We start from the raw sequence: 11,960 nt of genomic DNA on the forward strand, positions 1-11,960 counted from the left end.
AAACAGCGCGCCGAAGTCTGGCTCTCGCACAACGTCCATAACTCAAAACCGGCACCTCCACATACGGAAAACATAAAAATATAACATTTCCACAAAATCCCCTATAAAGATATGTAGCGGCGTGGAGAAGGCGGCGGGGCTGGGGGCTCGCAGGCGCCCCTCGGCGGCGCCGCGCGCCGGACACGTCGCTAGGCGCTACAAACGTCTTAGCGCGGGGCCTTCAAGGCATCGGCGCCGCGGCCTCTAGAGGCTCGAATAGTCGCCGACGGACGAGACGTCAAAAAGAAAGCGTCCTACAGCGGCAAATCACACAAAACCCAAACAACACCAACATCTCTACACGGCGTTGATATGGATATATGCGGATCACCGTGAGACGGTCTCGTCACAGCTCTGACGCTGCCCGCACCGCTCATCCAGTTAAATAACAGCGCGTAGATTATATACATTTCGCCCTTCGATTGTGGATCTACTCAGACTCGGCCTTGAGTATGTTCATGGCTTTTTCCACTTCGTTGAAATTGTCGTCTAGCCTCACGAGACCTAGCCTAATGCACTTTACCTCTCCCATTCTTTTTTCGACGTCGCTTGACGTATATATGATGGCCTTCCTCTTGTCGTAGTATATTTTCTTCACTACGCCGAGGCCCACCAAGAACCGCTCAGCGTCTTCAAGCCCTACCAACAGTCCCCGCTCGAAGTCGTGTGGCAGTCCTATCACTTGGAAGCCGCTGACTTTTCTCACAACCCATGTGTCGCCCTCAACAATGGCATATACCCTGTTACCCACTTGGTAGGCCTTCTCAACGCCTAGGCCTAATGCTCTGGAGAGTATCTTCCTGAGTTCTTCGCCCATCTCGATCCCCTTGAAAATAGGTAAATTACATATTGGTATTTTATCAAGAGATACTGCGATCTCCACAGGTGGGAATATGTAGCGGCCGTACCCCATCTCTCTGTGAATTTTCCTATCTTCCCGAGATCTCGACCTGGCGTGTGGAGGCGGCGGGAGAATCAGCACGTTACTATACCCGTTAAGTATGGGGGCGAGCTCCTTCTCCACCTGTATCGCCACTATTAAAGACGGCTTTATCTTCTCTATTAACTGGCGCTTGAAAACTACGGCTTCTTCGTCGAGGACCCACCCATCTGTATTTAGTATTACCGAATCGGCGCGCCACACCCTCCTGGCGTATTCCACAGCTCTGGCTATTTGCTCGACAGCCCTGGGCCATATACGTTCTAGACTAGTCGCCTGGAGGAAGATGCTCTTCTCGGCCACCAGCTGTCTTAGATGGGTGACGTACCTCGTTAGCCGGGCCAGGGAGATTGTGGTGGGCGGGCCTAGGTCGTTCTGGCCCACATCTGCGTCTACAACGGCAACTCTATACCCCCGGGCCAGGGCTTTGTTCCCCAGCATAGCCGTCATGGTGGACTTGCCCACGTCTATCATACCAACCACGATTATCACGCCGCTTGGATCGACGGTTGAGATCCCGGCCTCCCACTCGTCGATTATCTCCTCGCCCGGCTCGGCCTTTTCTAACAACGCCCCAGGGCCTAGGACGAGCTCAACCTCCGAGTCTGTAACTGCTCTAACGGCAAGGGAGCGGGCCCTCAGCACAGTGAAGCTCTGCCCATCGGAGTACTCGACTCCAGTGGCGTAGATCCGCCCGCGCCTCACGACGACTTTTGCAGGGCCCTCTATCCTGTACATCTCGCCGGCCTTCATAACGCGGACAGACATACATAATTGGCTACTCAGATGTTTTTAACTTGTGTTTAGCGCCGCCTCCCAAATATCCTTTTAAACCACCTGCCGCGTAGATATGTGCGTCTTTCAGAGCTACTACAACGCCAGCCGGTAGACATCGCAAAAAATATCAGAGATCGGGTGCGCCGCATCGGAGTAGACGAGATTAGGAATAGGGTAAATAAAGTGTTGAAGGGTCTCGATGACGTTGTTCTAGATGTATTAAGCGGTTTGATGATAGGCAGACCTGTGGTTTTAGTAGGCACGGTGGGGCTTGGCAAAACCACCCTAGCCGAGGCAATTGCAGAAATTCTAGCGCTGAGCAATCCGCCGTATATAGAGGTGGCCTGCCACTCGCACATGACGGCAGTGGATCTCACAGGTGATATAGACATCGCCGTGGTGTTGCAGGCGGGGTTTGACCACCCGCTTTCTTACATACCGGGGCCTCTGGTAATGGCGCACGGAACAGTTCTGGTCATGGACGAGATTAATAGGCTAAACCCGTATGCCCAAGCGGCGTTGCTACAGTCAATACAGGAGCACTATGTCTACATTAGAGGATATAGGATTAGGACGGATTTCGCCTTGGTAGGCACGGCGAACCCGAGCGAGTACGAGGGCGTGTATGAGCTCACAGAGGCGCTGGCTGACAGGTTGAAATTTGTGGAGGTCAAAACGCCGGGCAGAGAACTCCTCCGATCTATACTCCTCTGGAAGGCGAGAGAAGCCCTTGGAGAGCTGGAGGTGGAAATACCGCCGCGCCTCGCAGATATACTAGCCAAGTTCGCCCACGAAGCTGAGAAGGCAGGCTACCCGCAGTCTGTGCGCTCTCTCAGCTACGCCCTCGCCGACGCGGCGGCGTCGGCGTGGTCTCAACGTAGAGATGTGGAGATACGCGACTTGAAGAAAGCGCTGATCTTAAACCTGCCTCACGACCAGGAGACGAAAAACATGCTCATTACAATATTCGACAAGGCTATCAATGAATAAAGTTGTTGAACTCCTCCTCGCAATTAGCAGGTGTCTAGGCGGGGTGTCTACGAGAAGTTTGATATATGCCGTGGCTGATGTATACGCAAGGTCGTATCTGGGGGATGTAGACGAGAAGAAGTTGATAGAGGTGATAGCGCAGAACTTGGCGGGTTCTCTAGGCGCTACGCCGGGGGAGGCTAGAAAAATTATAGAGGCCGCTCTGCGGTGCACATCCCCGCCAGCTGAGGCGCCCCCTGCGCCTTCTCTAGTCGGGTCGGTGGGTAGCGAAAAGGCACCCACCCTAGCCCATTTAGTAAATAGGCACGTTCCCGTCGACGCCACGCCTCGGGCTAAGCTCGAGGTGATTAGGAGGCTGAATCTCCCGGCCGAGGCTGTGGACGAGCTAGGGGGCAGGATATACGCGCGCGGGGAGGGGCTGGCTTTGAAATCGGCGGTGAGGCTTGTGAAGAGGTACTACCCTAACGCCTCGGTGACTGACATAGACATAATTAGAACCGCCATGTCTATATCAAGAAAATCTCTCCAAGGGAAGCCTATATCAGATGAGGATTTCTACCTACGGGAGTATACTTACATAGTTGACAAGCCTGTATACGTGGCTTTGGACGTATCCGGGTCGATGAAGGAGTACGTGGGAGGAGTCACTAAGCTCAGAGTTGCTAAGAACGTGTTGGCTAGATATCTGAGGCAGATGGCGGATTTAAGAGGTTTCGTATCGCTAGTGCTATTTAATACGGAGGCCGACTTCTTGTGGATGCCGTATCCGCCGTATAAATATCTACGTGAGATGTTGGGGATTTTGAAATACGTATATGCGATGGGGGGGACAGAGCTGGCCTCTGCCCTAGAGCTACTTCATGCAAACAACGCCAGTAGGGAGGTTGTGGTGGTGTCAGACGGGCGGACAAACGACCCGGAGAGAGTTCTGCAACTAGCTCGGAGGTTTAGACGTATCCACGTAGTGGCTACCGAGCGAAGCCAGTTTTTAAGACAAGTAGCTAAAATAACTGGTGGTAGATACAGAGAGCTTACGCCCGCGATAGATCTCCTAGGTCTGCATAGCTGAGGTGGTTTATATATCCGCGATCAGCACAATACGTGTCATGCGACATCTCTTTAGGAGAGCTCTCATGCCACTTCCCATTCTTAAACAAATCTGCATCGTATCTCCAAAAAAGAGGAATAGCGCTGGATGCCGTGGTAAATAACAAAAACCTCCTGGACATGGCGCTTGAGAGGCTTAGGAAGTCGCTTGCGCGGGAGCCTCTTAATCCCAGGTCTTGTATAGACTCGCCAGAGGATTGGGCCGCGGCCGCCAGATTGGCGTTGTATATAGCGGCCGCCACGAAAAACCCCTATCTATTAAAGAGGTTTGCAGATAGTGAAAGTAAACGTTTTCTAGAGTTGATGAGGAAGGTTCCGGGCATCCAAGACCTGCGGTGTAAGATTGAAATTGCGAGAGATCTCGGCGTCGTCGCAAAGCCCGCGCATGAGGTGGTGACAGGGCTGATCGTGGCAACGTTTGGGAATCCGGTTGCCGTTAGATGGACTTCCTATCTAAGATACGCGCCTCAAGACCCCTTCTGGGCTATGATAAATAGGCCTGTCGTCAAGGGGTGGGTTGTGGTGCCCCTCGAGGATTTCGAGAGGTTGCTTGAAGAGGCTTATGAAGAACAGATTTTAAAGACGGCGAGAGAAAACGAGTTGGCCGTAGGCAGGGTGGCCGCATCTATAGACGCCTCCTTGGTAGAGGACTTGTTGAAAAAATACGCTCATAAGCCGTTAAAAGCGCCGTCTCAACCAGCAGAGGGGCCTCACCCCCCGTGTATGAAGGCGATTCTAGACGCCCTTAAGAGCGGCGACAACCTGCCCCACACAGCTAGGTTTGCCATAGCGACGTACCTACTACATAGGGGGTGGGATGTGGAACAGATAGTAGATCTCTTTCGTACGTCGCCAGATTTTAATGAAAAGATTACACGCTACCAGGTGCAACACATAGCGGGCCAGGTTGGGGGAAGGAAGGAATACGCCGTGCCGAGTTGTGAGACCATGAATTCCTGGGGGCTCTGCCCCACGAATTTGGGATGCGGCGTGAAGAACCCGGTGCAGTATGGCCGCAAGGTCACAGTTAAGAAGAGTAATTGAGGCGCTTAGGAGCTTAGGTATAAACGCAGTTCTGGAGCTGGAGAGGCGCGATCCGCAGTACCGCGCTGTGTGTAGCGTAGTGGGTAAACACGGGGAGTCGATAGGGGCGAGGCTGGCGATGCTAAACGCAGTTATAAGCTACCGCCTTACTGGCAGGGGGGAGGAGCATTGGGAGTTTTTCGGGAAATTCTTCACCCAGTTGGAGATACATGACGTATGCAGAGACTTTTTGAGATATCTAGACGCGAGCCCCTATTTGAGAATAGGCCTGGACGGCAGGAGAAAGAGGGTATTAAAGATTTGCAACTATGCGCCGAATCTGGAGGATCTAGGCGCTACACTGCGCCAGCTATCCAGTTTGTTAGGAGCTGGAAGCGAGCAGAAGACGATAGTATTCGCCGTCAAGATCCTTAACTATGTGTATATGTGTAGCAGGGGGGTGGACAGGGTCCTGCCATTCGACATACCCATCCCAGTCGACTACCGGGTTGCCCACCTCACATGGTGTGCGGGGCTTATAGATCTCCCACCTCGGGAGGCGATGAGGCGCTACGAAGTTGTCCAAAGGATATGGGACGAGGTCGCCCGCGAGGCTGGGATACCTCCCCTTCACATCGACACATTGCTGTGGCTAGCTGGCAGGGCGGTGCTCTACGGGGAAAACATACACGGCGTACCTGAGGGGGTCATCGCCTTGTTCCAGTGGCGAAGAGATTGTAAGCCTCTTTTAAAATAGAGTTGAGCGACCGCCCGTGTGTAAACCGCTTTATCAATACCACATACCTCCCCTCTACCTTTATGTATCCGCCCTCTGCCAGCTTTGCCACGATGCCGTCGGCGACGCCCCTCCCCAGCCAAAACACGGCCATTCTATACGTCTTCCAGTACCTGAGCTTCGCCTTGCCGTCTCTCCTCAGCGCCAGCTCCTCCAGCATTAGCAAAGCCGCCCTGGCCAATACATCCTTGTCAGCACTTGTCATACACCCCACTCTCCAAGTCGATATTAATACACTCCTCTCCGAGATCTCCCTGGAAGAGCGGGACGCCGGCGAGTACACAAGCCGAGATAAGCATTAGATCCGGTTTCTGCGCCACTATCGCCAAAGGCGCCTTGCCCCTCCTAGCCGCCCCCCACAGCACGTAGGGCCCCACAGTAGAGCCCTTGACGTAGGGCAACGCCACTATTTTCCCAGAGATGTCAACTCCCGCAAGCGTGCCCCTCTCTGGATCTAGGTCGCCGAGGAGCGACACAGGCGTTGTTATTTTTACAACACGGGAGGCGGCCCGGCCCCTGCCCCTTACTATCGGCTTAAGCATAGGCAAGTTCGAGACACTTCTCGCGTCTGCATGGGACGACTTTCACGCCGTGTAGCTTGGGGATGTAGAACATCGCCTTCAGCGAGTCGGTGGCTATTACCCTAAACCTACGGGTGTAGGGCGACACCACCAGACACGCGCCTGAAAATATCTTCACGTTGTAGCCACTAACCTCCTCTACGAGTCTCTGTATCTGCTTATAGACGCCAGGAGAGGTGGATATGTACACCGGCCTTTTTGTAGGTCCTCTCCTCCTAACCTCTGCCACTATCTGTAAAACTGTCTCTAGATCTGCGAAGGGGCACCCGATATACACCACGTCGGGCGTCTCGACGTCTCTTACGTAGCTGGCGATGTCTTCTGCCGATATCTGGATCTTGTCTCGGAAATCCGCCAGCTCAAGATATTGACGCCAGTTAGGCGTCGCGCCCTCAACCACGGCGAAAACCATGGCGGAGTATGTGGATAGGGCCGCGGCGAATTCCCTACGGCTCTCCTCATCGGCGAAGACGGCTCCCTTGATGTAGGGCACGCCGGAGCCGATGCGCTCCCCTATTAACGCCCCAACCACGCCAGCCTCCAGAGGCCCCAGAGGCCCTATGTTGACTTCTACAGCCGCGGTGGGGCGCCTCCCGTCTAGAGTATATAGAGCCGTCTTGGGCACAAACCCGGCAATAGCTCCCAACAGAGCCAGGGGGCCGGGATTCTTATCTGACCAGGAGTCCCTGAAGGTATTTATGTAGGTTATTGCGTTCGACTCCGCCCACGCGTGGTAAGTACGTGGCCTGGTGAGTATAAACTCATACGGCGCGCATGTATAGAAGATGCTCACCCCCATCGATCTGAGCGCCTTCGATATTCTGCTCTGCCCCTCCGCCACCTTCTCGTCTACCTGCAACAAGCCGCTGAGGTCGATAGCCGCCGGGTTGGACGTGGTGAAGACAGAAACCCTGGCGCCGGAGCTCGCTAGAAATTCGAGAAACTCCACTCCGTACTCTCCAATTGTGAAGTAAGACACCCCAGATATATGGGCGGTCTCCACGGGGACAACCTCTCCGCCCGACACCGCATCGGCAATTCTAAGCACCATCTCACGCGCATACTCACGAGACACGTAGATTTATCGAACCCTCTAATTAACTATTCAGGTATCCTCGCCCGCTCGAACAATACCGGATCGACGTCCAGCGGCCTCGTGGCGTCGATACCCACCTTGTGGGTCAACCCCTCCTCGTTTAAGGCAACGGGATCCAGCGTGGACCCCCTTACGTAGGGAATAACAAAGAGACCCCTATCCGCCCTGAGCCTCGTGGCCACAGCCCACTCCACCTCCACCGGGTTGTCGGGATCCACATCGCTGTCAACAGCTATGGCGATTTTTAAACTGGGGTGGACCGCAAAAGCCGCCAGCAACGCGTTCTTCGCGTCGCCCTCGACAGACTTGTCTAGCGAAATCACCGCCACAAGCCAGCCAAACCCCCCCTTTGTCAGCCTCACCTTCCTCACCATGGGAGCTACAGACTTAACAGCTCTCCAAATCTTCGCCTCTCTCTCAAAACCCATCAGGAGCATGTGCTCAGAGCCCGCCGGCAGTAGGTAGTGGACATACGCCTCCTCCCGCAACACGTATATCCTCTCCACTCTCACAACAGGCTGGAGCCTCACTCTGTCGTATACGCCTACTATATCGACAAAAGGCCCCTCCTCTGCCTGCTCCGAAGTTAAGAAGCCCTCAATAACTACAGAGGATAGAAACGGCGCAACGGCCCCGTTGTCGAGCTCCATCACCTTGAGCCCCCCCAGGAGGCGCGCGGCTACGCCGAGCTCAAAAACGCCGTAGGGCGGGGAGGTGGCGGCGGCCAGGAGCACCAGGGGGTGGACGCCCCACGCCACAGCGACGGGCACCTCACGGCCTCTTGCAACGCTGGTCTTGTAGATGTGGTGCAAATGCCTCGGGACAAGCCTCACGACTGCTTTTCTGCCTCCCACGGGCGAGAATCTGTGTATAGAGGCGTTGTACACACCGTCTAAACCCAAGCCCACGACGACGCCAGATGTGATGTAGGGACGCGCCTCCTTTTCGTAGTACCTAACCATGGGCAACTCGTAGAGCGAATCTACAGTCCTATAGAGGTCGCGCCACGTGGATACCCTCTCCACAGAAGCCGGGCTCTCCACCGCGGCTAGTAGTTTTTGATAAGCCTCCTCGTCTCTACCAACTCCGAGATATCGATACAGCTTTAACCTCGTGTCTACAATGTTGCCCACCCCCACATAGCCGGGTTTTACCTCTCTAAATACCGGCGTAGACCGGCCCTCTGTCTCCCTCAAAATCCTGGCGATGGTGAACTCGCCGTAGGGCGGGTTGTAGATCTGTGAGCCAGGAAGGTTGTTGACCAGGTCGGAGAGGCGCATCTAAAAAGATAGCGGTGGCGCGGAAAAAACGCCTAGGCCATTTCGAGTACCACCTCAATAGCCGCAACTGTTCTCTCCCTGCCGCCCTGGCCCTGTACCTTGTCGCTTAGCAACTTAACGTCTTTTATCTGCACCTTGCCTGGGAGGAATCTGTCCCTCACCATTACAGCAGTCGAAACGGCCTTGGAGATGGCCGCACCTCTAGCCTTCAGCACCACTTTCTTAACGCCGGCGTTGAACGCCATCACCGTCGCAATTACGTAGTTTGTAGCTGGTTTTTTCCCTACTAGTATTGTCTGTTCTGTTGCCATGGCCAACCCTTGACAGCTTGGGTATTTAACAATTTCGCCTCCCACGTAGTTATGAATAATTATAAAAGCCCTCTAGTACACAGTGGAGCGCGTCATCTACGGAGCCTCTGTGGGAAGGCGGCGCGACATAATCCTCGTACTGCATAGAGAAGGCCCCATGACACTTGCAAAACTAAGAGCGGCGCTGGGGACGTCGGCCTCCACCCTACTATTTGAACTCTCGGCTCTCGAGAGGCTGGGCATCGTGAAGAGGGAGGAGTCTCTGGTGTCTCTCACAGAACTTGGAGAGAAGGTTGCCTCTATCATCGCAACGGCGGAGCCTCTTAAATCACTTAACTTCCTATCGGTAATAGGCCTGAGGCCGCTGGTAGTGTGGCTACTTATGTCGCCGCTGTTGCCAGCGGCCGCTTTAGTACTTCTGGCTGGCTGGGTTTTCAGCCTTGTGGTAGGGAGTCTTCAAAATCCATCCCTCTCGATGATCTACGTACTGTATGTTGGGTACTACCTTCCACTTTCAATAAATCTACCACCACAGATATCACTGGCAGTCTCTCTACTTTCGCTATCGGGAATAATCCTTGCGATCTATCTCATAACTAATAAGAAGATGTCTCTTTATAAAACAGCGGTGGGGGTGTCCCCCCTATCGATTTACCCAGCCACCCACCTAACCCTGGTACAACTCGCCCGCTCTCTCGACTATGTCTACCTCATCACCCTCTCTCAAATCCTGCTATTCGTAGCTCTTCTCTTCACCGCGGCCATCTTCGCCACGGTTTACTCCCTTGAAGTTGGCACGACTTACGAAGCCGCTCTGGCGCGCTCTCTCTTGGCGTTTTTCGTAATCCCAGCGCTTTTCTACCTCGCTCCACTACGCTAATGCCGTATACGCCAGCTGAAGACACATACCTAACTCTCGAGTCTGTGGAGGAGATAGAAGAAGGGGATATCTGCGTCGACGTGGGAACCGGCACTTGTATCGTGGGGATGGCGCTGGCCGCGAAGTGTAGAGTCACACTGGCCGTTGACATAGACCTGAATTCATGTAAAATGTGTAAACCACCTGTCGATGTTGTGTGTAGCGACGTGGCTAACGCTGTGCGGAGGGCAGACGTCGTAGTGTTTAATCTGCCATATCTACCGCCTGAGGAGCCAACTGACGCCGCGGTGCATGACACAGGCGTTGTGCCCCGGTTCTTGAGGTGGATATCGATGGTTAGACCCCGCGTCGTCGTTTTGACATTTAGCTCCCTTGGCAGGGCGGATTTTATACTAGACGCGTTGAGGGCGCAGTGCGCCGTAGTTAGAGCTAGGAGGATTCACCTCTTTTTCGAGACCATATACGCAGTTACTGCTGTCTGCCCAAAGCCTCGCCAATGACCAGAGCCTTGTCTTTAAGCCTTATCCTCCCGAGCGACTCTACTATATCGCCGACATATTCGCCAATTCTCAAAGCGCTCTCCTTGGCGATAGTTGTGGCGGGGTCAGACGGCATCTCCTCCCGCCTCGCCTTCTGGCTCCACGCAATGATTTCGCCTTGCAACTCGGCTACCCTCTGCGCCGGCGTTTCGCTTACCAGCAAATTTTCAGCCTGTCTTAAAAACTCGGAGACCTTGGACAAGATCGGACCCAACAGGCGCATGTCCACCTTCTCCTCTTGATTTACATAAGCTATTCTACATATGTGGTCAGCCATTCTCTCAATAGACTTCGCTATTATTACATACTCCACTAAATCCCGCGGATCGTCGATCTTGAGTTCCAGCATCACATATCTAGACATAGCCGCCCTCTTCAATTGGCGCTCTATTAACCAATACAGCCTATCAACCTCGTCGTCTCTCTCTATAATATCTTTCAACATAGCCACGTCATCTCTCTCCAAGCCTGCCACCAAGTCGCTGAGCATGTTACTCACCAGCCGTAGCATTTTCACTGCTATGTCCATGACGGCCAGCTCCGTAGTCGACACCATTGACTGTACAATCAGTTTATCGCTGGCCTCCTCCACAATCTCCATATCGACTATACGCCTCCGTATAAACTCCTTAATCTGCTTCCGCAGACTCATAGCAACCTGCGAGAACCTCACCACAATAACCTCCGCGCCGCCTATGTACAAAGTCATGAAGAGCCTCTCCAGCTCAGCCACATCCAGCGGCCGGTTGATGACGAGTTCAGCCATCACTCCAGCGCGCTTTCCTAATTTCTTCGGTATGAGGACCAGCGTGTCGTCGGGCTGAGTCACCACCATCACCTCGTCACCTGGGGATAGCGAAATGCGCTTTGCCCACTCCTTCGGAAGACTCACAATGAGAGTCGCACCCCCGGTTAGCTGGACCTTTCTAACCTCTCCTCGCATAGCTCTAAATAGAAAACATATATAAATATACTACACCCAACTCCAAAAGAGCAATGTCTGACCTCTATATACTAGTCGATAAACTTCTTGCCGCGTATCTTATCTCTGAGGTAGTCATGTAGAAACTTCAGGCCGTGTGTTGAAAGCGCCTCTATTTCCACCTTCTTCTTTTTCTTCAGGAATAGATTCACTTCACGAGTCCACTCAGGCTTCTGGAACCAGGGATACCTAAGCAACTCCTGGGCTCTCTTAATATCGCGGTCATTTGCCGCAATGACGTAGTTGTCAGATATCTTGTAGGCGTCTATATCCGTGGCGGTCAACCCCAGAAACTTGGCATCCGGCGTAGCTAAGCGCTCGCTTTCATAACTCAGCTTAATTGACCCACTTTTATAGACAGAGTATATGTACCACCCGTAGGGGTCGCCGTCTGTGAGCACATATACCGGGAGCTTGTACTCCTCATTCAACCTCCTAATAAACCGCCTAGTCGCTCTATCCGGCATGCCCTTCGCCGTAACTAATATGGCGTTTTCCTGGCTCCAGAACTTCTCTCTCACAAGACGCTGGAAAATCGCGTCTTTCTCTACCACAAGTACGTAAGTAGCCTCCACCTTCACTATCTCCAAGGCGTCTACGTTAACTGGCAGGCTGAGAG

General features: G+C 53.5%; 13 protein-coding genes and 1 pseudogene. 6 read left to right on the plus strand and 8 right to left on the minus strand.

Features of this window, described 5'->3' with window-relative positions:
* Nucleotides 1–469: 469 nt before the first annotated feature.
* Nucleotides 470–1,747: a Clp1/GlmU family protein gene (locus ACP5J3_RS06120; RefSeq protein WP_428494865.1), complete on the minus strand. Its 1,278-nt coding sequence runs from the start codon at nucleotides 1,745–1,747 to the stop codon at nucleotides 470–472.
* 84 nt (nucleotides 1,748–1,831) lie between these two features.
* On the opposite strand from ACP5J3_RS06120, the gene ACP5J3_RS06125 reads away from it, so the two are divergent.
* The 4 genes from ACP5J3_RS06125 to ACP5J3_RS06140 are packed head-to-tail and all read left to right on the plus strand — an operon-like array spanning nucleotide 1,832 to nucleotide 5,633.
* Entirely contained in the window at nucleotides 1,832–2,746 is a 915-nt protein-coding gene (locus ACP5J3_RS06125) for an AAA family ATPase (protein ID WP_428494866.1), read from the plus strand.
* The gene (locus ACP5J3_RS06130) at nucleotides 2,739–3,815 is read left to right on the plus strand and encodes a vWA domain-containing protein (protein ID WP_428494867.1); all 1,077 of its coding nucleotides are present in this window, start codon (nucleotides 2,739–2,741) and stop codon (nucleotides 3,813–3,815) included. The genes ACP5J3_RS06125 and ACP5J3_RS06130 overlap by 8 nt, the downstream gene beginning before the upstream one ends.
* A gap of 32 nt (nucleotides 3,816–3,847) precedes the next feature.
* Entirely contained in the window at nucleotides 3,848–4,897 is a 1,050-nt protein-coding gene (locus ACP5J3_RS06135; RefSeq protein WP_428494868.1) for a DNA primase large subunit PriL, read from the plus strand.
* Nucleotides 4,863–5,633 carry an N-glycosylase/DNA lyase gene (locus ACP5J3_RS06140; RefSeq protein ID WP_428494869.1) on the plus strand — a complete coding sequence of 257 codons (771 nt, stop codon included), beginning with the start codon at nucleotides 4,863–4,865 and terminating at the stop codon, nucleotides 5,631–5,633. Before ACP5J3_RS06135 ends, ACP5J3_RS06140 begins: the two co-directional genes overlap by 35 nt.
* Here the strand turns inward: ACP5J3_RS06140 and ACP5J3_RS06145 are convergent.
* Genes ACP5J3_RS06145 through albA form a run of 5 tightly spaced genes read right to left on the minus strand, consistent with a single transcriptional unit; the run spans nucleotide 5,584 to nucleotide 8,940 of the window.
* Complete coding sequence (locus ACP5J3_RS06145) at nucleotides 5,584–5,877, minus strand: hypothetical protein (RefSeq protein WP_428494870.1); 294 nt, start codon at nucleotides 5,875–5,877, stop codon at nucleotides 5,584–5,586. The genes ACP5J3_RS06140 and ACP5J3_RS06145 overlap by 50 nt on opposite strands.
* Nucleotides 5,864–6,214, minus strand: a complete 351-nt coding sequence (locus tag ACP5J3_RS06150) for an aconitase X swivel domain-containing protein (protein WP_428494871.1) — start codon at nucleotides 6,212–6,214, stop codon at nucleotides 5,864–5,866. The genes ACP5J3_RS06145 and ACP5J3_RS06150 overlap by 14 nt, the downstream gene beginning before the upstream one ends.
* Entirely contained in the window at nucleotides 6,207–7,328 is a 1,122-nt protein-coding gene (locus ACP5J3_RS06155) for an aconitase X (RefSeq protein WP_428494872.1), read from the minus strand. The genes ACP5J3_RS06150 and ACP5J3_RS06155 overlap by 8 nt, the downstream gene beginning before the upstream one ends.
* A 26-nt stretch (nucleotides 7,329–7,354) precedes the next feature.
* Entirely contained in the window at nucleotides 7,355–8,629 is a 1,275-nt protein-coding gene (locus tag ACP5J3_RS06160; protein WP_428494873.1) for a UbiD family decarboxylase, read from the minus strand.
* Nucleotides 8,630–8,661: 32 nt separating this feature from the next.
* Nucleotides 8,662–8,940, minus strand: coding sequence for a DNA-binding protein Alba (albA, locus tag ACP5J3_RS06165; protein ID WP_014287738.1), 279 nt, complete (start codon nucleotides 8,938–8,940; stop codon nucleotides 8,662–8,664).
* Between the two features lie 82 nt (nucleotides 8,941–9,022).
* Between albA and ACP5J3_RS06170 the strand changes: the two genes are divergently transcribed.
* Nucleotides 9,023–9,820 carry a helix-turn-helix domain-containing protein gene (locus ACP5J3_RS06170; protein WP_428494874.1) on the plus strand — a complete coding sequence of 266 codons (798 nt, stop codon included), beginning with the start codon at nucleotides 9,023–9,025 and terminating at the stop codon, nucleotides 9,818–9,820.
* Nucleotides 9,820–10,320, plus strand: coding sequence for a protein-(glutamine-N5) methyltransferase (locus ACP5J3_RS06175; RefSeq protein ID WP_428494875.1), 501 nt, complete (start codon nucleotides 9,820–9,822; stop codon nucleotides 10,318–10,320). The genes ACP5J3_RS06170 and ACP5J3_RS06175 overlap by 1 nt, the downstream gene beginning before the upstream one ends.
* Here the strand turns inward: ACP5J3_RS06175 and ACP5J3_RS06180 are convergent.
* Complete coding sequence (locus tag ACP5J3_RS06180; protein WP_428494876.1) at nucleotides 10,289–11,302, minus strand: PhoU domain-containing protein; 1,014 nt, start codon at nucleotides 11,300–11,302, stop codon at nucleotides 10,289–10,291. The genes ACP5J3_RS06175 and ACP5J3_RS06180 overlap by 32 nt on opposite strands.
* Nucleotides 11,303–11,373: 71 nt before the next feature.
* Nucleotides 11,374–11,960: pseudogene (locus tag ACP5J3_RS06185) on the minus strand (DNA topoisomerase IV subunit A); the annotation flags it as partial.

It is taken from the genome of Pyrobaculum sp., assembly GCF_049971835.1.
GTDB lineage: Archaea > Thermoproteota > Thermoprotei > Thermoproteales > Thermoproteaceae > Pyrobaculum.